This window comes from Halomonas sp. KHS3 (assembly GCF_000830495.1).
Classification (GTDB): Bacteria; Pseudomonadota; Gammaproteobacteria; order Pseudomonadales; family Halomonadaceae; genus Vreelandella; species Vreelandella titanicae.
This window is the reverse complement of record NZ_JWHY01000012.1, coordinates 61058-84154: the sequence shown is the minus strand read 5'-3', so window position 1 is coordinate 84154 and position 23097 is coordinate 61058. Positions and strand designations below refer to the sequence as shown.

The 23097-nt window shown below is 51.5% G+C and carries 23 protein-coding genes and 2 rRNA genes; 13 read left to right on the top strand and 12 right to left on the bottom strand.

Annotated features, from left to right (window positions below; genetic code table 11):
* Positions 1–21 precede the first annotated feature (21 nt).
* Positions 22–2911: ribosomal RNA gene (locus RO22_RS21700) — 23S ribosomal RNA — on the top strand.
* Positions 2912–3062: 151 nt separating this feature from the next.
* A 5S ribosomal RNA gene (gene rrf, locus RO22_RS21695) occupies positions 3063–3178 on the top strand.
* Between the two features lie 271 nt (positions 3179–3449).
* On the opposite strand, the gene RO22_RS21690 is transcribed toward rrf, so the two are convergent.
* From RO22_RS21690 to flgA, 4 genes are all read right to left on the bottom strand, one after another.
* On the bottom strand, positions 3450–4190 hold the full coding sequence (locus RO22_RS21690; protein ID WP_041159387.1) for an SDR family NAD(P)-dependent oxidoreductase: 741 nt from the start codon (positions 4188–4190) through the stop codon (positions 3450–3452).
* Positions 4191–4263: 73 nt separating this feature from the next.
* On the bottom strand, positions 4264–4713 hold the full coding sequence (locus tag RO22_RS21685; protein ID WP_009288413.1) for a flagella synthesis protein FlgN: 450 nt from the start codon (positions 4711–4713) through the stop codon (positions 4264–4266).
* A gap of 13 nt (positions 4714–4726) precedes the next feature.
* Positions 4727–4993, bottom strand: a complete 267-nt coding sequence (gene flgM, locus RO22_RS21680; RefSeq protein WP_039860564.1) for a flagellar biosynthesis anti-sigma factor FlgM — start codon at positions 4991–4993, stop codon at positions 4727–4729.
* A gap of 96 nt (positions 4994–5089) precedes the next feature.
* Entirely contained in the window at positions 5090–5806 is a 717-nt protein-coding gene (flgA, locus tag RO22_RS21675; RefSeq protein WP_041159386.1) for a flagellar basal body P-ring formation chaperone FlgA, read from the bottom strand.
* Between the two features lie 204 nt (positions 5807–6010).
* Here flgA and flgB point away from each other — a divergent pair, with 204 nt between their 5' ends.
* The 11 genes from flgB (at position 6011) to flgL (ending at position 16825) form a co-directional block, all read left to right on the top strand.
* Positions 6011–6445 (top strand): flagellar basal body rod protein FlgB, encoded by a 435-nt coding sequence (gene flgB / locus RO22_RS21670; protein WP_027958738.1) that lies wholly within the window; start codon positions 6011–6013, stop codon positions 6443–6445.
* Between the two features lie 32 nt (positions 6446–6477).
* Complete coding sequence (flgC, locus tag RO22_RS21665) at positions 6478–6888, top strand: flagellar basal body rod protein FlgC (protein WP_009288416.1); 411 nt, start codon at positions 6478–6480, stop codon at positions 6886–6888.
* Between the two features lie 3 nt (positions 6889–6891).
* On the top strand, positions 6892–7590 hold the full coding sequence (locus RO22_RS21660) for a flagellar hook assembly protein FlgD (RefSeq protein ID WP_009288417.1): 699 nt from the start codon (positions 6892–6894) through the stop codon (positions 7588–7590).
* A 65-nt stretch (positions 7591–7655) separates the two neighbouring features.
* The gene (gene flgE / locus RO22_RS21655; RefSeq protein WP_041159385.1) at positions 7656–8927 is read left to right on the top strand and encodes a flagellar hook protein FlgE; all 1272 of its coding nucleotides are present in this window, start codon (positions 7656–7658) and stop codon (positions 8925–8927) included.
* 31 nt (positions 8928–8958) lie between these two features.
* Positions 8959–9717 (top strand): flagellar basal body rod protein FlgF, encoded by a 759-nt coding sequence (locus RO22_RS21650; RefSeq protein WP_009288419.1) that lies wholly within the window; start codon positions 8959–8961, stop codon positions 9715–9717.
* Positions 9718–9767: 50 nt separating this feature from the next.
* Entirely contained in the window at positions 9768–10550 is a 783-nt protein-coding gene (flgG, locus tag RO22_RS21645; protein ID WP_009288420.1) for a flagellar basal-body rod protein FlgG, read from the top strand.
* Positions 10551–10587: 37 nt separating this feature from the next.
* Complete coding sequence (locus tag RO22_RS21640; protein WP_009288421.1) at positions 10588–11277, top strand: flagellar basal body L-ring protein FlgH; 690 nt, start codon at positions 10588–10590, stop codon at positions 11275–11277.
* Positions 11278–11445: 168 nt separating this feature from the next.
* Positions 11446–12513, top strand: a complete 1068-nt coding sequence (locus RO22_RS21635; RefSeq protein WP_230805444.1) for a flagellar basal body P-ring protein FlgI — start codon at positions 11446–11448, stop codon at positions 12511–12513.
* Positions 12513–13544: a flagellar assembly peptidoglycan hydrolase FlgJ gene (flgJ, locus tag RO22_RS21630; RefSeq protein WP_041159384.1), complete on the top strand. Its 1032-nt coding sequence runs from the start codon at positions 12513–12515 to the stop codon at positions 13542–13544. Before RO22_RS21635 ends, flgJ begins: the two co-directional genes overlap by 1 nt.
* 73 nt (positions 13545–13617) lie before the next feature.
* A complete protein-coding gene (gene flgK / locus RO22_RS21625; protein WP_041159383.1) occupies positions 13618–15561 on the top strand; it encodes a flagellar hook-associated protein FlgK in 1944 nt (647 codons plus the stop codon).
* Positions 15562–15577: 16 nt separating this feature from the next.
* Positions 15578–16825, top strand: a complete 1248-nt coding sequence (gene flgL / locus RO22_RS21620) for a flagellar hook-associated protein FlgL (RefSeq protein WP_027958742.1) — start codon at positions 15578–15580, stop codon at positions 16823–16825.
* Between the two features lie 98 nt (positions 16826–16923).
* On the opposite strand, the gene fliR is transcribed toward flgL, so the two are convergent.
* From fliR to RO22_RS23955, 8 genes are all read right to left on the bottom strand, one after another.
* Complete coding sequence (gene fliR / locus RO22_RS21615; RefSeq protein WP_027958743.1) at positions 16924–17715, bottom strand: flagellar biosynthetic protein FliR; 792 nt, start codon at positions 17713–17715, stop codon at positions 16924–16926.
* 4 nt (positions 17716–17719) lie between these two features.
* Positions 17720–17989 (bottom strand): flagellar biosynthesis protein FliQ, encoded by a 270-nt coding sequence (gene fliQ, locus RO22_RS21610; RefSeq protein WP_027958744.1) that lies wholly within the window; start codon positions 17987–17989, stop codon positions 17720–17722.
* Positions 17990–18034: 45 nt separating this feature from the next.
* Positions 18035–18769 carry a flagellar type III secretion system pore protein FliP gene (gene fliP, locus RO22_RS21605; RefSeq protein WP_051052194.1) on the bottom strand — a complete coding sequence of 245 codons (735 nt, stop codon included), beginning with the start codon at positions 18767–18769 and terminating at the stop codon, positions 18035–18037.
* An 89-nt stretch (positions 18770–18858) separates the two neighbouring features.
* Positions 18859–19299 (bottom strand): flagellar biosynthetic protein FliO, encoded by a 441-nt coding sequence (gene fliO / locus RO22_RS21600; RefSeq protein ID WP_041159382.1) that lies wholly within the window; start codon positions 19297–19299, stop codon positions 18859–18861.
* Positions 19296–19823, bottom strand: coding sequence for a flagellar motor switch protein FliN (fliN, locus tag RO22_RS21595; RefSeq protein ID WP_027958747.1), 528 nt, complete (start codon positions 19821–19823; stop codon positions 19296–19298). Before fliN ends, fliO begins: the two co-directional genes overlap by 4 nt.
* On the bottom strand, positions 19820–20875 hold the full coding sequence (gene fliM / locus RO22_RS21590) for a flagellar motor switch protein FliM (RefSeq protein WP_009288427.1): 1056 nt from the start codon (positions 20873–20875) through the stop codon (positions 19820–19822). The genes fliN and fliM overlap by 4 nt, the downstream gene beginning before the upstream one ends.
* A 21-nt stretch (positions 20876–20896) precedes the next feature.
* Positions 20897–21373 carry a flagellar basal body-associated protein FliL gene (fliL, locus tag RO22_RS21585; RefSeq protein WP_009288428.1) on the bottom strand — a complete coding sequence of 159 codons (477 nt, stop codon included), beginning with the start codon at positions 21371–21373 and terminating at the stop codon, positions 20897–20899.
* A 180-nt stretch (positions 21374–21553) separates the two neighbouring features.
* Complete coding sequence (locus RO22_RS23955) at positions 21554–23095, bottom strand: flagellar hook-length control protein FliK (protein ID WP_051052187.1); 1542 nt, start codon at positions 23093–23095, stop codon at positions 21554–21556.
* Between the last annotated feature and the right edge of the window lie 2 nt (positions 23096–23097).

Sequence of the window (23097 nt, the reverse complement as noted above, 5' to 3'; positions counted from 1 at the left end):
CCAGACTCCTTCGGGTTATAGGGTCAAGCAATGAAGCGCACACGGTGGATGCCTAGGCAGCCAGAGGCGATGAAAGACGTGGTAGCCTGCGATAAGGCTCGGTGAGGTGGCAACAACCTGTGACCCGGGCATTTCTGAATGGGGAAACCCACTCATCAYAAGATGAGTATCGTGCACTGAATACATAGGTGTACGAGGCGAACCAGGGGAACTGAAACATCTAAGTACCCTGAGGAAAAGAAATCAACCGAGATTCCCCTAGTAGCGGCGAGCGAACGGGGACCAGCCCTTAAGCATGAGACTGATTAGGCGAACACGCTGGGAAGCGTGGCCGTAGCGGGTGATAGCCCCGTAGTCGAAAATCTGATCATGTGAAATCGAGTAGGTCGGGGCACGAGAAACCTTGACTGAAGACGGGGGGACCATCCTCCAAGGCTAAATACTCCTGGCTGACCGATAGTGAACCAGTACCGTGAGGGAAAGGCGAAAAGAACCCCGGAGAGGGGAGTGAAATAGATCCTGAAACCGTGTGCGTACAAGCAGTAGGAGCAGACTTGTTCTGTGACTGCGTACCTTTTGTATAATGGGTCAGCGACTTATATTCAGTGGCGAGGTTAACCGTATAGGGGAGCCGTAGGGAAACCGAGTCTTAACTGGGCGACACAGTCGCTGGATATAGACCCGAAACCGAGCGATCTATCCATGAGCAGGGTGAAGATTGAGTAACATCAATTGGAGGCCCGAACCAGGATCTGTTGAAAAAGATTTGGATGACTTGTGGATCGGAGTGAAAGGCTAATCAAGCTCGGAGATAGCTGGTTCTCCTCGAAAGCTATTTAGGTAGCGCCTCACGTAGTACCGCCGGGGGTAGAGCACTGTTTCGGCTAGGGGGTCATCCCGACTTACCAACCCGAGGCAAACTCCGAATACCGGTGAGTAGAGCGTGGGAGACACACGGCGGGTGCTAACGTCCGTCGTGAAAAGGGAAACAACCCAGACCGTCAGCTAAGGTCCCGAAATCCTGGTTAAGTGGGAAACGATGTGGGAAGGCTCAGACAGCTAGGAGGTTGGCTTAGAAGCAGCCATCCTTTAAAGAAAGCGTAATAGCTCACTAGTCGAGTCGGCCTGCGCGGAAGATGTAACGGGGCTAAACCAGGTACCGAAGCTACGGGTTCATCCACTAGGATGAGCGGTAGAGGAGCGTCGTGTAAGCCAATGAAGGTGAATTGAGAAGTTCGCTGGAGGTATCACGAGTGCGAATGCTGACATGAGTAACGATAAAGGGAGTGAAAAACTCCCTCGCCGGAAGACCAAGGGTTTCTGTTCGACGCTAATCGGAGCAGAGTGAGTCGGCCCCTAAGGCGAGGCCGAAAGGCGTAGTCGATGGGAAACGGGTCAATATTCCCGTACCGGACATGGTTGCGATGGGGGGACGAAGAAGGCTAGGTGAGCCAGGCGTTGGTAGTCCTGGTGAAAGTGAGTAGGCCGAGACCTTAGGTAAATCCGGGGTCTTAAAGCCGAGACACGAGACGAACTGACCACGGTCAGGAAGTCACTGATGCCACGCTTCCAGGAAAAGCCTCTAAGCTTCAGATCATGTGCGACCGTACCCCAAACCGACACAGGTGGTCAGGGTGAGAATCCCAAGGCGCTTGAGAGAACTCGGGTGAAGGAACTAGGCAAAATGGTGCCGTAACTTCGGGAGAAGGCACGCCGGCATAGGGTGAAGAGACTTGCTCTCCTAGCCCGAACCGGTCGAAGATACCAGGTGGCTGCAACTGTTTATTAAAAACACAGCACTCTGCTAACGCGCAAGCGGACGTATAGGGTGTGACGCCTGCCCGGTGCCGGAAGGTTAAATGATGGTGTTAGCCGCAAGGCGAAGCTCTTGATTGAAGCCCCGGTAAACGGCGGCCGTAACTATAACGGTCCTAAGGTAGCGAAATTCCTTGTCGGGTAAGTTCCGACCTGCACGAATGGCGTAATGATGGCCACGCTGTCTCCACCCGAGACTCAGTGAAATTGAAATCGCCGTGAAGATGCGGTGTACCCGCGGCTAGACGGAAAGACCCCGTGAACCTTTACTATAGCTTCACACTGGACGCTGATGTTGCCTGTGTAGGATAGCTGGGAGGCTTWGAACTYTGGACGCCAGTTCGRAGGGAGCCAACCTTGAAATACCAGCCTGGCATCATTGGCGTTCTCACTCAGGTCCGTTATCCGGATCGAGGACAGTGTGTGGTGGGTAGTTTGACTGGGGCGGTCTCCTCCTAAAGAGTAACGGAGGAGCACGAAGGTACCCTCAGCACGGTCGGACATCGTGCATTGAGTGCAAGAGCATAAGGGTGCTTGACTGCGAGACAGACACGTCGAGCAGGTGCGAAAGCAGGTTCTAGTGATCCGGTGGTTCTGTATGGAAGGGCCATCGCTCAACGGATAAAAGGTACTCCGGGGATAACAGGCTGATACCGCCCAAGAGTTCACATCGACGGCGGTGTTTGGCACCTCGATGTCGGCTCATCACATCCTGGGGCTGAAGTCGGTCCCAAGGGTATGGCTGTTCGCCATTTAAAGTGGTACGCGAGCTGGGTTTAGAACGTCGTGAGACAGTTCGGTCCCTATCTGCCGTGGGCGTTGGATGTTTGAGAAGGGCTGCTCCTAGTACGAGAGGACCGGAGTGGACGACCCTCTGGTGTTCCGGTTGTCACGCCAGTGGCATTGCCGGGTAGCTATGGTCGGACGGGATAACCGCTGAAAGCATCTAAGCGGGAAGCCCCCTTCAAGATGAGACATCCCTGAGGCCTAGAGCCTCCTGAAGGGCCCAGCGAGACCAGCTGGTTGATAGGCACGGTGTGGAAGCGCTGCAAGGCGTTGAGCTAACGTGTACTAATGGCCCGTGAGGCTTGACCCTATAACACCCAAGGGGTCTGGTCGTAATGATGACGWSMATKAAARCCGGATACGCAGCGTGTGGCCCAGGCAACAGAMTGYCAGGGCGGCAGRCGATRAGACGATCACAATTTAGTTAAAAACAGTCAGCATGATGTACATTAACAGTTACGCCTGACGACCATAGCAYGCGTGAACCACCTGATCCCTTGCCGAACTCAGAAGTGAAACCGCTTAGCGCCGATGGTAGTGTGGGGTCTCCCCATGCGAGAGTAGGTCATCGTCAGGCACTGATCCCTTGCCGAACTCAGAAGTGAAACCGCTTAGCGCCGATGGTAGTGTGGGGTCTCCCCATGCGAGAGTAGGTCATCGTCAGGCACTTATTTAACAAGAAACCCAGCCCATCGGCTGGGTTTTTTGTTTGCGCGAAAGAAAAACAAGGGGTCTCCTCATGGAGAGTCCCGGAGCGCCGGCCGCCGGATGGCCGGCCCGATCATCGTCAGGCACTTATACCAAGAATCCCCCAGGGCTGATGCCTTGGTTTTTTTTTGCGTAACACCTCACCAGTCGATAGATTTGCCATCCCAAGCCCAAAAAGTACCACTATCTTCAGGCGTTCGCTGAGCGATGACTGCCAGCAGCTTCTCTGCTACAAATGCGGGTGTAAATAGCTTTTCGCTAGGTACTCGGTTTTGAAAAGGTTTAGAGAGGGCTGTGTCGGTGGTGCCAGGGTGAAGACAAAGCACTAGCGATTGCTTATTCAGCCGCTTGAGCTCAATGGATGCTGTCTTAAACAACATGTTATGCGCTGCTTTGCTGGCACGATAGCTGTACCAACCTCCTAGCTGATTATCTTCTATTGAGCCAACACGAGCCGAAAGGCTGGCAATCACTGAAGGGTGTGACCCTTTGAAAGAGTCTTTCAGTGCCGTTATCAATAAAATTGGCACAAAGGCATTGATGTTCATTGTTTGCGCAAGGCTTTCGACACTAAGCTGATCAAGGCGCTTCTCGGGCAACAGTCGTTGCGCGTCATCATGAAGGATGCCGATGGCATTAAAAAAGAAGTGGATTGGCTGCGAGGCTAGTTCTGTTTTAAGCGCCTGCCGTCCCTGCTCTTGAGAAACATCAAGTATTAGGTGTGTAAGACGGGGGTTGCCAATTCGTGGTGGCTGCCGGCTTACCGCAATAATGTGGCCGACCTGAGAGGAAGAGAGTAACTGCTCAATGATGGCAGCACCTATTCCTCCCGATGCGCCTACAACCACCGCTGTATAATGATGAGGCAATAAATTGAACATGATCGTCTTTTGATTTGCCGCTGAGAGTGGGCTTTCATTGAAACGTCATGCTGATGGCTTGTCGAGGGAGGTATCAGGCGGAAGCGTTGATTCTGCCGGGTTGGGCGCTATTGCGTCCATCAGGCTTATAGAGCGTTTTTTCAGCGATTTGACGAATATAATCAAGCATTGCCTGATTATGCTTCAGTCGTACGGACAACATCTGGCCCGTTAGCTCATTCATACGCGCGGCTCGCTCGCTTTTTTCAAGCAAGCTTTCCCAAGCTGTCAGGCAGCCAGCATCATGAGCTGCCGCTCTGGCGCCGTTTGCGCCTTCGGCATAACCAAGACGTTTTTGCACATTGCGCCGCACAGTCTCAATGCGCTCGAGTTCGGCCAATAAAGACTGTTTGTCTAGTGCAACTTGCGATAATGCATCACCGTCAATATCACCTTGCGTCAATAAATTTTGCTCGCTGGACAACAACGAAATTAACGCCTCAAGACGCTGTTGCTGGTCGGTAAGCAAGGATGCAAGGCTCATTTACAGCGTCCCCTTATAGATCTTTAAGATTGGCAATTAAGCCCTCGGCGATACGGTCGGCGCGCATTTCAAGGCGACCTTCACGTATAGCATCGCGAATTTCTTCAACTTTAGCAGTATCGACGTCCTGAGATTCATCGATACTTGATTGGCTCAGTTGAGTCGATTCGCGAGCTGCGCCGCCCGGTGCGACGGGTGATACGCTATCAGCCTTTTGCGTTTCATCACGCTGCTGGGCTTGGCTTGAGCGTAATAGCGAATTAATGTTATCAATTTTCACGTTGTCTGCCTCATCGTCAACGTCGATGCGCTTGGCGCTTAGTGTAGCTTGTATAACAGTACATCGGCAGCATTGGGCCTAACTTTAGGCTGCGAATTAAAAATCCACGACCAAAATACCACGCTCGGCGACACGAGCAGTCATGATTTCTCGTGGACCAAAACGAACTCTAATTTGCTCACCAAGAGCACCATCTTCCAATGCTTCGCCTTCGCGTGAAACTCGGAAGGCAGAGCCTTGAGCTATGACAGTAACGCGCTGCCCACGTTCAACTAAATGAGGTGCTTGTAAGTAATGCGCTAAAAATACACTACCACTACGAATAGGGCGCTGAGCTATTTTACCCACGATATCCTCTTCAGCTGTCAAAGCCTGAGCTGAGAGATCGCCGAGATTGCCCCCGCGTTCGCTAAGCATGCTTGATGTAATCAGTGTACCTCGCTCAATATCCCTGGCTGCCACCACATAATCACCAATGACATCAATCTGCGCCTGTAAATAGCGAACTTGCCGGCCATCTTCACCGCAACGCACCCCAACGGAAACGCGGCCCAAGGGTGCTTGATTGGCGTTGGCCAAAAAAGGTTCTGGCTGAACGCACTCTGGCAAATGCGGAGAGGGTGGTCGTAGGTCAATGACCACTTCCTCGCCTAATGCCTGTGTCTCTTCGTACAAAAATTGATGCACTTGCTGGAGAAGATTGTCGTCATCAGCTTGAATCCTGGTGAAGGCAGTAACGCTTAGGATTGCCCAGAAGAAGGCTAATTGCCAAAAGCGAAGCGAGCTTGGCTTAGTAAAGCGCAGTCGGAGCATGGGGAGGCCGCTTACTTGGGGGCTGAAGAAGAAGGAACGTAACGAGGAGAATTCATCGTTCAGTGTAGCGAAAAGGTAGTAGCCGTATCACGCGAAATGCTGGTGGAAACGCCAGCTGTTCCATGCTTTAGGCTGACAGCTCCAGACGTATTCTTCATCATCAACAAAATCCATTTTATTTTTTGCCTCAACGCGAGGGTCGGCATGATTGATCAACTGGAATCTGCCTTTAATTTTCATCAGCAAGCAGTAGGGTTACGTCAAGCGCGTCACGAGGTGTTAGCGGCTAATATCGCCAATGCCGATACACCTAACTATAAGGCGCGTGACATTGACTTTGCTAGTGAGCTGAAAAAAGCAGTCGAAGGTACTCAGAGTGCATCTAGCCATACCGGAGGCGGTCTGACTTTAGCGCGTACTTCTGGTAGCCATATTGCTGGAGAAGGTCCCGCATGGCGTGGAGCGGGCAACCCCGATTTGCTTTACCGCATTCCCGACCAGCCCAGTTTGGATGGAAATACGGTTGATATGGATCGTGAGCGCACGCAGTTTGCAGATAACGCTGTTCGTTATCAAGTCGGCCTCACGATGCTCAACAGCCGTATTCAGGGGCTGAAGAATGCCATGCAGCCCGAGTGATTCTGTCTAAATTAGTGAGGAGTTAATCCACGATGTCGATGTTCTCTGCGTTTGATATTGCCGGGTCGGCAATGAGTGCCCAATCCCAGCGCATGAATGTTACTGCTAGCAATATGGCCAATGCCGACAGCGTCGCAGGGCCTGATGGTGAAACCTATCGAGCCAAGCAGGTGATGTTTGAGACCCAGTCACAAGGTAACCGCTATGGCGTTGGCGGCGTGCGCGTCACCGAGGTAGTGGAAGATGACTCACCCCTGCGGATGGAGTACATGCCCAACCACCCGGCGGCAGATGAAGAGGGTTATGTGGCAAAGCCCAACGTTGAGCCGGTGCATGAGATGGTCAATATGATTTCTGCCTCGCGCTCCTATCAAGCCAACGTTGAAGTCTTTAATACCAGTAAGCAGATGCTGATGCAGACGCTGTCGCTGGGTGAGGGGTAACCGATGAGTAGTACTATTGATTCTAGCGTAGTAAACAAAGTAAATGGCGGTGGTGCCAATGGCCTCCCTGCCCGCCAGTCTGATGAGCTGCGTGAAAGCTTTATGACGTTGCTGATTACGCAATTGCAGAATCAGGATCCGCTCAAACCGATGGAAAATGCGGAGATGACCTCCCAGCTAGCGCAAATTAACACGGTGAGCGGCATTGAAGAGCTGAATAGCACGCTAGAAGGCATTACCAGCCAAATGGATGCCAATCAGGCACTGCAGGCGAGCGGCTTAATTGGCAAAGGTGTCATGGTGCCTGGGAAGGATGTATTGCTGGAGCAAGATGGCGACGGCAACACTTATACAACGCCTTTCGGAATAGAGCTGGCCGAGCCAGCGAAGAATGTAAAAGCTACCATCGTTGGTGAAGGTGGACAAATCATCAAACGTTACGATGATCTCGGTCCACTGAAAGCAGGTGTTCATTCGTTCGACTGGCCTGGGTTCAATGACCAAGGCGAAGCGGCTGCCAGCGGCCGGTATACGGTGCAGCTAGAGGCAACTGACGCTGAAGGTGAAAAAATTGAATCTACTGCCTTACAGTACGCGGTGGTTAACCGGGTAACGCCGAATGACGGCAGTGGCAGCGTTCGACTGGATCTGGGCGCTATTTACGGTCAAATCAATCTGAACGACGTTAAACAAATTCTTTAATTGCTGACTAAACACAGTCATAAACCACAGCATTTGATTAAACACAGCTTTATTAGGGGAACAGCATGAGTTTTTCACAAGCACTCAGTGGTCTAAGCGCACAGCAACAAAAACTAGGTGCGGTGGGTAATAATATTGCCAACTCGCAGACGGTTGGTTTTAAAAGTTCTAGCGTCCAGTTCGCTGATGTATATGCTGAGTCGCGCATCGGGCTTGGCGTTCGTACCTCCACGGTACTGCAGAATTTTAGCGGGGGTAATATTGAGTCCACCAACCGCAATATGGACTTGGCTATTTCGGGTGAGGGCTTTTTTCGCTTTCAGCAGCCCAATGGCGAAGTAGGTTATTCGCGCAATGGTCAGTTGACTATGACCGCAGATGGACGTCTGGTGAATGCCCAGGGCGCGCAGATTATGGGTTATGCTGCCGATGCGAATGGTGATGTTCAGGCAGGTGGTGATGTTACTCCCTTAACGGTCGATTCCGAAGCCCTTGCGGCGAGTGCCACAAACGAACTATCGGTAGAGGTCAACCTGGACTCAGGTGAGGCGGGTATAGATACCGCTGCTGCTGGTTATGTGTTTGATCCGACTGATAACACTACCTATAGCTTCTCAACGAATGCCACTGTTTATGATTCGCAAGGTAATGCACGTAACTTATCTATGTACTTTATTAAAGATGATGCTGCGCCCAATCAGTGGCAGGTTCAAGGTCGCCTAACAGGGGGGCCTAGCGACGCAGAAGCCTATAATTTTGACCTCGGAACACTAGCCTTCGATACAAACGGTAAGCTCGTTGATGGTGCACCTACCGCGATCAATGATATTGACAGCACTGATGCTGGCTTTAACGTCGAGGGAGCTGGCGCCAATGAGTTCGGCCCAATTTTTACCGACTTAAATATTGCAGTTGATTTTCAAGGCTCTACACAGTTTGCAGAACAATCAGATCCCAAATCTATTTCCCAGAATGGTTATTCTTCGGGATCTTTAGTGGGGATTACCATTGAAGACGATGGCACCGTGATGCGTAATTACGCTAACGAACAGTCGCGTGCCGCGGGCCAAGTAGCACTAGCCAGCTTCCGTAACCCAGAGGGATTAAAACCTGAGGGGAATAATCTTTGGACTGCTACCGGTAGCTCAGGTCAGGAACTGGTAGGTGCGCCGGGTACCGGTCTGCGTGGCTTAATTGAGCCAAGTGCAGTTGAAACGTCCAATGTCGATATGGCTCGCGAGCTAGTCGATATGATCGTTGCCCAACGGGCCTACCAGGCCAACTCACAAACTATCAGTACCCAGGACGAGCTCCTGCAGACCATTATTAACCTTTAATGATCGGTCATTTAGGTAAGGAGTCAGTACCGTGGATCGAATGATCTATACCGCCATGAGCGGTGCTAAGCACACCATGGATCAGCAGTCAGTGGTGAGTAATAACCTGTCGAATGTAACCACCACCGGTTTTCGCGGACAGCTACAGGCTGCTCGCTCGGTGCCTGTGCAAGGCGAGGCCTTACTGGCAACGCGTACCTCGGCGGTAACCACCACGCCGGGCAGTGACTTTTCTCAGGGGCCAGTTGAGTATACTGGCCGCACCCTTGATGTCGCGATGCAGGACGACGCGTGGATGGCGGTGCAAGCAGATGACGGTACTGAAACCTATACCCGCCGTGGCGATCTGCAGATCGATAGTGACGGCGTGCTACTTAGTGTGGGGCGTCCTGTGCTGGGCGATGGTGGGCCCATCGCCATCCCGCAAGGGGCACAGGTCTCAATTGGTGCTGACGGGACAATTAGTGCCATCCCTGAAGGTGTTGGACCCGAAGCGTTGGTCGAGGTAGGCCGCATTAAACTGGTGACGCCTGAAGAGGGGGATTTAACCCGTGGTGAAGACGGCCTGTTTCGCGCGCCCCCTAACGAAGAAGGTGTCCCCGGTGCCTTGCCCGCCGACGAAAATGCCACGTTAGTAAGCGGTGCGCTCGAAGGCAGCAACGTTAGTGCTGTCGATGCCATGGTCTCGATGATCGATGTTGCACGCCGCTACGATATGCAGATGAAAGTGCTGAGTACGGCCGACGAAAACGCCCAGCGTGCCAACGGCATCCTGTCCATTCAAGGTTAATGTTGGTCATTCAGCACTGATGCTAATCAGTCGGCCAAGGGAGTTTAATTATGATTAAGTCATTGTGGACCGCTAAAACCGGTTTGGAATCGCAGCAAACAAAGCTAGACGTGATTTCGAACAACCTAGCTAACGTAAGCACCAATGGTTTCAAACGCTCACGTCCGGTGTTTGAAGACCTGCTATATCAAAATATGCGTCAACCCGGCGCTCAGAATAATATTCAGGATCGTCTGCCATCAGGCATGCAGATCGGTACCGGTGTGCGTGCTGTGGCCACGGAGCGCCTGCATACCCAGGGTGGGCTGGAGGAAACCGGCAACTCCCGCGATCTGGCCATCAATGGCCAAGGCTTTTTTAAAGTCTTGATGCCTGACGGAACGACGGGTTATACCCGTGACGGTAGTTTTCAGCTCAATGAAAACGGGCAAATGGTAACCGCCAACGGTTACCCGATTGAGCCCGCTATCTTTTTGCCGGCTAATGCTCTGTCAGTGAGTATCGGTGAAGACGGTACGGTGAGCGTTAGTCAGCCTGGTGTCGCGGTCGACAATCAGGTGGGGCAAATAACCGTCAGTTCCTTTATTAATCCAGCAGGTTTGCAAAGCATCGGCGGTAACCTCTACCTGGAGACGGGAGCTTCTGGTGCGCCCAATGAAAACATTCCGGGTGCTAATGGAGCAGGACGGTTGTTTCAAAATTATGTTGAAACATCTAACGTCAATGTTGTTGAAGAGATGGTCAATATGATTCAGACCCAGCGAGCCTATGAAATTAATAGCAAAGCGGTGTCCACTAGCGATGAAATGTTGGCACGCTTAAGCCAGCTGTAACGGTTGTTACTCACCGGGCTTACTTATAGGTTGCGTTATGCTGGAGTTGCACCACATGTCACGTCGTATTGCGCTAGTAGGACTGGTGCTTTTTTTATTGGTTGTAGCCGGCTGCGCTCAAGTTCCAAGAGCTTCAGTGGTGGGTGAGCAAGAGCAGATCAGCATTGTTGATCGCCCGCCACCCATCCCCAATGGCTCTATTTACCAGGCTAGGCAAGGTTATCAGCCACTTTTTGAAGATCGTCGGCCGCGCGCCATGGGCGACATCTTGACCATTGTGTTGGATGAGGAGGTCAGTGCGAGCAAAAATTCGCAATCCAATGCAGGGCGTAGCGGTAGCGCTAGCCTGGAGTTAACACAGTTGCCTGATGTCCTTGATACGCTTGCAGAATATGGCTTTGATATTTCAGGTGAAAACGACTTTACCGGTAGTGGCGGGTCGCAGGCCAATAACTCCTTTACCGGTACTATCACGGTTTCGGTGTTAGAAGTAATGAATAACGGCAATTTACGTGTGCGTGGCGAGAAGCAAATTGCCATCAATCAAGGTACTGAGTTTATTCGTTTTTCCGGCGTGGTTAACCCACGTACGATTACCGCTCAAAACACCGTTCCTTCCACTCAGGTAGCGGATGCGCGGATTGAGTACGTCGGTGACGGCTATATTAATGAAGCGCAGCACATGGGTTGGCTACAACGTTTCTTCTTAAACGTCTCGCCGTTCTAGCTCTATGGGGAGCCATCAATGACAGAGCTACGCCAGGCAGGCCCTTCAATGGCAGGTCGACCAATGAACGCGGGACAGCGGGTTATCGTGATGCGGTTAAGAAATGTGTGGATTAATTGTCGGCAAGCCATCAACGCCGGGCTTATTCAACTGACCACCTTAGCGCTAATGTGCGCGCTGGCTATGCCTGTTCAGGCGGAAAGCGTTCGTGAACTGGCGAGCTTTGCCGGCGTTCGAGATAACCAACTGGTCGGCTATGGCTTGGTCGTCGGCCTCGACAGTACCGGCGACCAAACGACCCAGGCGCCCTTTACCAGCCAAAGCCTGACTAATATGTTGTCCCAGCTTGGGGTGACCGTGCCTGCAGGCACGAACTTGCAACTGCGCAACGTAGCTGCGGTGATGGTGACCGCTGATCTCCCGCCGTTCTCAATGCCGGGCCAGCGTCTAGATATAGTCGTTTCGTCGATAGCCAACGCACGTAGCTTGCGCGGCGGCACGCTGTTGATGACACCTTTAAAGGGGGCCGATGGTGATACCTATGCTATTGCCCAGGGCAACATGCTCGTGGGCGGCGCTGGCGCCCAAGCGGGTGGCAGTAGTGTGCAAATCAATCAGCAGGCATCGGGGCGTATTCCCAATGGCGCACTGGTTGAGAAGGAAGTGCCGCTTAACCTAGGTGGCAATGGTGGCATGCTTGAATTACAGCTTAACGACTCTGATTTTGGCACCGTTCAGCGCATGGTAACGGCGATCAATAACGAGTTTGGCCAGTCGGTGGCATATGCACGTAATGGCCGAGTAATCGCCCTTGACGGTCCTACTGATGATAATGCGCGGGTCAACTTTATGGCACGCATTGAAAACGTTCAGGTCACACCTACGGAGGCTCCGGCACGCGTTGTGCTGAACTCACGTACCGGTTCGGTAGTGATGAACAGTGCCGTCACACTGCGTGAAGCAGCCGTAGCTCACGGCAGTCTGTCTATCATGATTGATACCCAGTTTGGCGTTAGCCAGCCGAATCCGTTTGGCGAGGGCGAAACGGTTGTGGTGCCCGACGCAGATATTGATATTGAGCAGCAAGAGGCTTATCTGCAAATTGTAGAGGGTGCCCAGCTCAACGAAGTGGTCAATGCATTGAATGCGTTGGGCGCTACCCCTCAAGACTTGATGTCGATTCTGGAGGCGTTAAAAGCATCGGGATCGCTACGTGCAGAACTGGAGGTCATTTAATGAGCGCGAGTGATATGACCAGTCAGTTCGCCCTGGACATGAACGGCTTTCAGCGGCTCCAACACAATGCACGAGTCGATCCTGAGGCTGGTGTGGGTGGTGCAGCCCAGCAGTTTGAAGCGCTATTTATTCAGATGATGATGAAGAGTATGCGTGACGCGACACCCAGTTCAGGACTGATGAACAGTAGTGCGACGGATACCTATCAATCGATGCTGGATCAACAGTGGTCACAGGTGATGGCTTCGCGTGGAATGGGCCTTGCAGATGTGCTTGTTGAGCAACTGGAGCGCCAAGGAGCCATCTCAAAAGCGCGGCCAGATGCGGATCAAGAGTTGCAAGCATTGATAGCCGGTATTCCCCGCGGCACCCCGCATGTGCTTGACGATTCATTCGCGGCTAATCCTGACACGATTGAAACCCAGCATGAGCAGGGCAGCGGTCGATTCTTAGCCGAGCTAGAGGCCATTCGCCAAGGTGTCGAGAAGGGTAGAGCGGTGGATGAATCTGCGCTAAACCCGCTAGCGCAAACGACGGCCTCTGCTCACGTAGATCAGTTTATTCAAACGTTAGCGGCACCCGCTCAAGCGGCCAGTGCGTCCACCGGCGTTCCTGCTGAACTCATTTTGGCCCAGGCGGCGTTAGAAACAGGCTGGGGACGGCACGAAATTGCGACTCGCAATGGCAACAATAGTCATAACCTGTTTGGTATCAAAGCCGGTAGCCATTGGCAGGGTGAAACCACCGATATTGTGACTCATGAGTATATTAATGGGCGGCGAACGCAGGTGGTTGACACCTTCCGTGTCTACGACTCGTTTGAACACGCTTTTACTGACTATGCCAGCCTAATCGGCAATAACCCTCGCTATGCTGGGGTTGTTCAAGCACCCACCGCTGAGCAGGCCGCGCGTGAGCTGCAGGCAGGTGGGTATGCAACTGATCCGCTCTACGCTGAAAAGTTAGTCGCAGTGATGAATACCATGGGGCCGCTTAACGCTGAGGGAAATTTCCTGGCTGACGCTCGCTAGCCCTTTCCTCAAGTTTTTCTGTGCAGCGCCGATAATTGAAGTAATGATAGGTATCGGCCTAAGGAATTGAACCATGAGCATGTTTTCGATCGGCTTAAGCGGCCTCAATGCCGCACAGAATGCCCTGAATACTGTTAGTAACAATGCCAGCAATATGTTAACGCCTGGCTACAACCGCCAGATTACCATGCTTGGCGAGGGTAGCGCTGGCAGTAAAGGCGTGAAGGTCAATGATATTGAAAGGCAGTTCAACACTTACGTGGCCAGCCAGTTAAATAACGCCAAAACACAGTCAAGTGCTTTATCAACGTACAATCAGCAAGTGTCACAGATCGATAGCCTGCTGGCAGACCGAGAAGCGGGTTTATCTCCGTTAATGCAAAAATTCTTCTCCTCAATAGAAGATTTAGCCAGTGCTCCATCTGACCCGGCTGCACGTCAGGGGGTACTCGGTACCGCTAATACGTTGAGTGCCCAGTTCCGTTCTTTTGACGGCTATCTGCAAGATATGCAGGGCAACATAAACGGGCAAATTAAAGATGAAGTTACTCAAATCAATAACACTACTGAGCAAATTGCCGGATTAAATAAAGAAATTGCGTTGGCTCGAGCGCGTACGGGAGAAGCACCCAATAGCCTGCTTAATCAGCGCGATCATCTTGTCTCTGAGCTCAATGAGCGCATGGATCTGCGCCTGAATATACAGGATGGCAAAACTTACAATATTAGTTTGCCTAACGGGCAGCCGCTGGTGACAGGGGCGGATACCTTTAAGCTAGAAGCTAGACAGGCTGATTACGATCCTCAGCGTACCGTTGTGGGTTATATTGATGGTGGCGGTAATTCGGTTCAGCTGGATGAATCAACGATAACGGGCGGAACCTTGGGCGGATTAATGGCTTTCCGTTCAGAAACGCTGGATAAAACCCAAAACCAAATTGGCCAACTCGCTGTCTCCTTAGCGACTGCTTTCAATGAGCAGCACAAACAGGGAGTGGATCTTAACGGTGACCAAGGGGAAAACTTCTTCGCGACCCGCTCTCCTCAGGGTTATGGTTATACAAGCAACAGCGACCCGAATCTGCTGACGTCGATAGAGTTCGACCCAGCAACCGTCGATAAACTGCGTGCCACGGATTACACCGTTTCATTCGATGCGTCTGGCACTCCTACTGTAACGCGTAATGATACTGGTGACGTGCTTGATAGCACGGATCCTGATGATGCTGACTTTGTTGATCTATCTGAATGGGATGCTGCAGCTGGCGAGGGTGAAATCACCTTTGGCGGCGTAACGGTTGCGTTTAACAGCGGTAATTCTGTCGCAGGCGGTGATCGTTTTGAAATCCAGCCGGTGCGTCGCGCTGCTGGCGGTATGGATACGCGTATCGCCGACCTCGATAAGATTGCGGCAGCTAGCTTGGTTGAACGTGAAGGTGACTTGGATATCAGTCAACTAAGTGCTGCAAGCGGTGCTTTTGCCACCAATGACGAATATGAGATAGAAGTTGACGATGCCGGTGGCTTGTCAGTTACTCCAGCGGCAACCGTCACCCGAAATGGCGAGCCTTTTACTCCAGGAACGGACACCCTGGCAGAAGGTGATATCGTCACTATTGACGGTCTTAGCTTTACCCTTGATACACTTCCTGAGACAGGTAGTACAGCTAGCCTGGATATCAGCCTTAGTGATGCTAGTTCAGGCGATAACCGCAACGCTCTGGCTCTGCAAAATCTGCAAAGTAAGGATGTTGTCGGCGGACGTGCCTCGGTAAGTGGTGCGTACGCATCAATGGTCAGTGATGTGGGTAACCGGACTAATATCACGCAGGTTAATTTGGAGGCGCGACAAGGCTTGACTGATCAGCTCCGTGCAGTGCAACAGTCAGAGTCTGGTGTCAACTTGGATGAAGAGTTGGCTAATCTCCTTCAATATCAGCAGTACTATGCAGCTAATGCGCGTGTCATAGATACGGCGGGGTCGCTTTTAGACACCATTTTGAACCTGCGTGGCTAATTTAGGAGCATAAATTATGCGTATTAGTACTGTTACCATGTTTGAGCAGAGTACCGCGTCCTTAAACCGTCAGCAGGGCAATCTGTCGAAGGTCAGCCAGCAGATTGCCAGTGGTCGGCGTGTAGTTAATCCTTCTGATGACCCGCAGGCAGCATCGCGTGCAGTGGGCGTGGATCAGTCACAAGCGATTACTCAGCAATATGCTGATTCACGCATTTCTGCGCGCAACTCGCTATCACAAACTGATAGCATTTTGAGAAGTATTGTCGATGCAATTGATAGCGCAAAAGGACGTCTGGTTCAGGCCTCTAGCGATACGTTAAGTGACGTTGACCGTGAGTCCGTTGCCAGCGAGCTCAAAGGCATCTATGAAACGATGATCGGTCAGGCCAATGCCACCGATGGTAACGGGCGCTATCTGTTTGGCGGCTATAAAGACAGTGCTCAGCCCTTCACGAAAGATGCCAGCGGTAACGTGCAGTATCAAGGGGACTTTAATGTACGCGAACAGCGAATCGACTCTACGCGGTTGGTCAAGGTCGCGGACAATGGCGACACCATTTTCAAAAGCGTACCTAGCAGTGCCGGCTACGTGGCAGAAGCAAAGAAAGATGACGGCAGTCTGAATAGTGGCAATGTGACATTTCGCGGGCCGCAGATACGCGATGTTAATGATGCAGATTATGGAACAGATTTCCGTATAACCTTTAACACCCCTGCTGATACATTCGACATCGAGACATTTGATGGCACTGACTGGAATGCAGTTCAAACTGAAGGTTATACAGGTAATTTGGGCGACTCTGCTCAGCAAGTAACCTACGGCGGTGTGTCAATTGATTTAGAAGGTACGCCTGCTGCTGGAGACTCGATTCTAGTCGCGCAAGCAGGTGGCGAACAACGCGAGCCCAATCTCTTCCGTAGCATGGAAGAAGCCATTCGCGTTTTGGAAAATCCGGCCGACACCGACGCTAAAAAAGCTGACCTGCGTAATACCCTGAATACCTCAATGCGTGATTTGGATAATGCGCTAGATAATGTTTCAACGGTGCTGGCTTCAGTAGGGGCACGGGTTAATGAGCTTGACGTTGTGGATGTTGTAGGGGGCAATAGGATGATGAACTATACGGAGACGTTATCTGATTTGGTAGACCTTGATTATGCCGAGGCCATTTCTGAATACAGCTTGCGTCAAGTGGGTTTGCAAGCGGCACAGAAAACGTTTGTGGATATTAAAGGCTTATCGCTGTTGAACTATATGTAATAGATCCGCTTTTTGCTATTGCTTGATCACTTTGCGTATTGCTCAAACAAACTTTAACCCATGCTTATGTGAAACCTTTCACCTACAGCATGGGTTTGTTAGTTTAAGGGCGCCATCGTTTCGATTAACGTCTGCATAAACTCTAGGCCTTGCGTAAACAACCGCTGTAGAAAGCGGTTAATGTCGGTCATGAGCACCATCATTAATATTAGCCCCACGATAAGAGAGGTAGGAAAGCCAATATTGAAGACGGTGAGCTGGGGGGCAGAACGGTTCAGTATGCCCAGCGCCAGGTTGATGGTCAGCAAGGATCCCACCAATGGTAGCGCCAATAACATTCCCGACGCAAAAATCGTGCCCGCATAACGAGATAACAAAATAAACGCATCTGGGTTGAACGTCCCAATGCCAATGGGCAGCGTTTGGAAGCTCATAATCAAGGTTTCAAGCACCATCAGATGACCATTCATGGCCAAAAACATGAGCAGAGTGATCATGTAGAGAATGCGTGAGAGCACCATAATGTTGGTACCACTCGAAGCATCAAAAAAGCTCGCAAACGCTAGGCCCATTTGCAGACCGATAAAATCCCCCGCCGCTTGAACAACCGCAAACATGATATGCATGACGAGCCCCATCGCCAAGCCGATTAGAATCTGTTCGATCATAATCCCCACGCCTGCCCAGGACATTACAGCTATATCCGGCATAGCTGGTAAAATCGGCGCGATGACAATGGCAATTAAGGCTGCCAAACCTACTTTGGCTTGGTTGGGAACGCTGGAGTGGCCCCATAGAGGCGACGCTGCCATGAAAGCTGTAATGCGCGCAAACGGCCATAAAAAAGCCACTAGCCACCCTTGCAGCTGTGCGAAAGTGACTTCCACCATAGCGCTACATCACCATACTGGGGATATTAGTAAATAGGCGGTGAGTAAAATCGGTAATTAAGCCAATCAGCCATGGGCCTGCTAATACCAACACCGCGAACACAGCCAGAATTTTAGGAATAAAGGTTAGTGTCATTTCATTTATCTGAGTCGCGGCTTGAAATAAGCTGATGATAAGGCCGGTGAATAGCGCCGCCAACAGCATGGGGCCAGCAAGTAGAAGCGTTACTCGCATTCCTTGATAAGCAATGCTCATCACCATCTCGGGTGTCATAGCTGGGTTCCTGTGGGCTGTATAAACAATGTGCGGTATAACGCGCTATATCATGTAAAAGCTTTCTGCCATCGAGCCAATAATAAGCTGCCAGCCATCCACTAAAATGAACAGCATCAGTTTAAAAGGTAATGAGATAGTGATGGGCGGAACCATCATCATCCCCAATGCCATCAACGTGCTGGCCACCACGAGGTCAATGATCAAAAACGGAATGAAAATGGTAAAGCCGATTTGAAAGGCCGTTTTTAGTTCACTGGTGACAAAGGCGGGCAGCAAGACACGCATTGGCAGTTCTTCCGGGCCTTGCATGGGGCCCACATCGGCTAGGCGAACAAACAGTGCCAGATCCGGCTCTCGGGTTTGAGCGAGCATAAATTCCCGAAATGGATCCTGAGCCAGCAGTAAAAACTCTTCAAAATTTATCGTCTCATTAGTCAGCGGCACCCAGGCGTTGTCATATACCTGGGCCAATACGGGTGACATGATAAAAAAAGTTAAAAACAGCGCTATCCCTAACAGCACTTGGTTGGGCGGCGTTGCCTGGGTGCCCATCGCTGTCCGCAACAGGCTAAGCACAATGATGATACGAGTGAAGCTCGTCATCATCAGCAGCATGGAGGGCAAAAACGCTAGAGAACTTAGGAAAAGCAGGGTTTGCAGCGACAATGACCACTGCTGGCCCCCGTCATCAAGCGGCTGAGAAATAATGCCGGGAATCTGTTGTGCATGCACAGGGCTGGCTATAAAACACGCGACAGCAAACACAAGCCACATCATGAACGGTTTAGCCGTTTTGCTATTCAAAACATGGCTCTTCAAAAAAAGGTTCTTCAAAACACAGGGCCAAAAAAGGTGCATCCGGTACCTCATGGCGTCTGATGTGAATCGGTGGGCGCAGACGAGTCGCGACGGCCTGCGGCTAGCGCTTTGGATAAACGACGCGCAAAGCGTGAGGAAGGCGGAGCTGATGCGGTTGGCGGGCGCTCTTCAGGGGCCGGGCGCTCGTGGAGTTTAGTAATTCGGCCACCTCCCACTCCAACAACCAACCAGGTATCTTCTACTTCAACAATCACGATACGCTCACGATTTCCCACAGCCGTACTGCCCACAATGCGCAGGTGGGCGCCATGGCGAGTGGTATGGTTGCTCCAGCGCTTTAAAAGCGCTGTACAGATTAAAATGATCGCAATAACGAGAGCTAAAGCCGCGGCAGTCTTGCCCAAAACGGCCATCCCTACCAATGCCTCGCCACCGTTACCTAGTGCATCGAGCGAACCATTCTGCGCCGAAGAGGTTGCAACGCTCATCGGTTCAATTTATGAATACGTTCAGAAGGCGTGATGATTTCAGTAATCCGAATGCCGTACTTATCTTCGATCACAACAACTTCGCCTTGAGCAATCAAGTAGCCGTTAATCAAGATATCCATCGGCTCTCCGGCGAGTCCTTCAAGCTCAATAACAGACCCTTGTGCCAACTCCAGTAACTGCTTAATAGTTAGCTTTGTACGGCCGAGTTCCACGGTGAGCTTCACCGGGATATCCATGATCATCTCAAGCTCACGCGCCTGGGAAGAGCCGCTGTCTGGGCTCAACGGACGGAAGATATCCTCACTTGCCGCTTTCGCTGCAGGGGCTTTGGGCTCTTCTGGGGCAGCAGCTGTCTCTTCTTCGCTCTCTTCAGCAGCTTCTTGTTCCGCCATTGCGGCTGCCCAAGGATCTTCCTCTTCGCTGGCAGCATCGGCGCTGGAGGTGGGTTCTTCTTGCTCGGACATGGCATCCGCCCAATCGTCGTCAGAGACGTTCTGATCAGGCTTATTGGGATCAGTCATGCTTTGGATTCCTTGGCTTTCTGTCGCGTAGACCCTTTAATGAAGTCCTTGGACGATGCATTATTCATAGCGGCATGGTCAATCATATGTAACACACGCAGTGCATGCTGTTGACGTTGACTTCCGTACTCGCACTCCATGACGGGCACCCCGTCAACGCTTGCGGTGATTGAACTTGGAATGTCTAACGGCAGCACGTCGCCTTTTTTCAATCCCATCACATGGGCGATACGGCTGGGTATCTGAGCAAATTCAGCGACTAGCTCCACTTCCGACTGACGCAGCTCACTTGCCATTCGGCGTGACCAACTGCCGTCTTGGTCGTGATTGCTGTCATTAATTGGGTTAGCTAGTAAGTCGCGTAGCGGCTCAATCATGGCGTACGGCATGCATATCTGAAAATTGCTAGATAGGTTGCCCACTTCAATGTTGAACTTGGTGTTCACCACAATTTCATTGGGTGAGTTGGTAATGTTGGCAAACTTTGATTGCACTTCTGAGCGTAAAAAACTGACATCCAGCGGATAAACGACTTTCCAGGCCTCTTGGTATGCCTCAATAGCGAGATTGAGCAGGCGCTGGATAATACGCTGTTCAGTATTAGTGAACTCCCGGCCGTCCGATTTAGTGACAAAACGACCGTCACCACCGAAAAGGTTATCCACCACCATAAAAACGAGATTGGGGGGGAATACGACGAGTGCTGAACCCCGCAGTGGCTTCATCGACACAATGTTCAGGTTGGTAGGCACGGGAACATTACGTGAGAACTCGCTAAAGCTTTGATAGCGAACTGACTCGACGGTAATGTCCGCGCTACGCCGCAGTAGGTTAAACAGGCCAGTACGAAAGTAGCGAGCAAAGCGCTCGTTGATAAAATCAAGCGCATGCAAACGCTCACGAATAACGCGATGCTGGGTCGACGGATCGTAAGGGCGAACCCGGGCTTCATCTGACGCATGGGAAGATGAAGCCGATGGCTCATCGTCTCCACTAACGCCCTTTAGCAGGGCATCTATTTCTTCCTGGGACAGTAGATCGTCCTGTGACATGAACGGCTCCAGTTCCCGAGGTTATTGCACAATAAATTCGGTGAATAAAACTTCACGCAAATCAAGTGGCGGCTGATTCTCCGTCAGCGGGACGTTGAGTCGATCAACAATCGCTTGTGCAAGCTGCTGCTTACCTTCCGGGGAAGTAAGTTCATCAGCCTGCTTGCCGGATAGCAGCATCAGCAAACGGCTGCGCACTTGAGGCATATGCTCTTCTAGAATGGTTTTACTCTCTTCATCACCCACACGAAGAGTCACGCCTGTATAGAGCAAGCGTGAACCATAACTGTCATCGGCAAGATTGACGGTAAAGGGTTCAATACGCATAAAAATAGGCGGCTCGCGCTCCATCGCTTGCTGCATCTCAGCGTCTTCTGAACCGTCATCACGCTGATCCATTACCATATAAATAGCTGCCGCTGCGCCTGCTGACGACAGCAAGACCAGGATGATCATTATCCAGAGCAGTTTTTTTGACCCGCCGCTTTTTTCTGCCATTTGCGATTCCTGTGAACTCCATGCGTATCACTAGCAATGTATTATGCCTAAAGCGCATGCTGGTGATGAAATGAACAGGCTTATTTGGCAAGCCTATCTTTTGGTTTAGCTATTTCACGTACGTATTTATGAGCGTATTAATCGACGTAGTTCTAGAATGGTCATGCACTCTGTCAATGCTTAGGCGTATAGATCGACCCGCCCATCCAGTCTTAGCGGGCTGCGCTCGGTGCTTTGGGTAAGTGATTCATCCAAGCCTATATCGCCGTTGCCGCTCCCAGCCTCGGCACCCTGTTTGCCGCCTGATTGAGCAAAAGCCTGCTCGTTGGGGTCACGCTGTTCGCCAACCGATGTCTCGCCTAGCGAAATGCCTTGCTCAGCCAGCGCTTCCCTCAGCTGGGGAATCGCTTGTTCGAGCACTTGGCGTACCTGGGCATGGGCGGACAAAAAGTGCGCTTGCGCCCCCTGTTCACCAAACTTCAGGGAGATAGACAGCGGCCCTAATTCTGCAGGGTTTAATTGCATCTGAACGTGCTGTTCGCCACCACGCTGTGAAATCTGTACTAACTGCTGGCTCAACTGTTGTGGCCAGGCGGGGCTGTTGACAGGTGTCGCTAAAGTGGCCGCTGTCGGTGTGACATTGGGCGAAAAGCCTTGGGTAGATTGCGATGTAGCTAACGGACTGCTGCCGGTATTTAACGATAATCCAGTAAGTAAGTGCTCACTGCTTGGGCTTGCTTTCGAAGCCCCGTCTCCTGTCAATAGAGCGGACATTAGGGCTTCGCTGCTGATCTGGGTGGCTGCAGTGGGAGAGTTAATCTGCTGAGCTGCATTACCAGTGTTCATTTGAGCAAAGAAAGTATCAGGTTGTGGCCTTAGGGCTGCCTGGAGCTCGGCAACAGGCGAGCGGACATTGGTTAACTGAGCCGACTCTGCTGATTGGGGGGAGGCACTTTGTAGCTGACCAGCCAGCGCATTTAGCGCGGAGGCAAGCTGTGCTGCTTCCGTTTGACTAATATTTAACTGCTCAGCGACGACCTTCAGCTCTGCTGGGACGATAGGCTGCGCAGCATCCGTTTGATTAATATTTAACTGATCGGCAATGGCTTCCAGCGCGGCTGGGTCGATAGACTGCCCAGGCCCACTTTTATCCATACTTAGATACTGGGCAATTGTCTTGAGTCCCTTGGAATCGACCAGCTGTGCCGCTTCCGATTGACTAATATTTAACTGTTCAGCGATTGCTTCCAGCGTGGCTGGGGCAGCGGGTGAAGCCAACTCAGGCCTGCTTTCCGTAAAAGATGCCATTAGCGCGAGACGGCCGGCAATTTCGTCAAGGGGAGTCAATGCTTCTCCAGCATCTAGACCTAGCGTTTCTAGGCTGACCTCTGAGCTCGGCTGTTGCAACTGAGCCAATAATTCAGACAAATCGCGCTCACTGACATCCAGTCCCAGGGTTTGCAGGACTTCACTCAAATTTTCTACATCGTCAGCTGATGCATCCGACAAAAGAGAGCTGAGTTCATTTAGCTGAGCTTGCGATCGCGGCGTATGAGAAGCAGCAGCTTCACTGAAAGCAGACGCTGATAATCGCTGAGCGCCAGACGCTTGCAACAGCGTTTGATGAAATACGCCCTTAGCTGTGTCTTGTTGGCCGAAAGTGCCTTGAGACTGCGTCTGAGGCGAATTTTGGCTGACCGAAAGCAACTGGTGAATGTTCATGT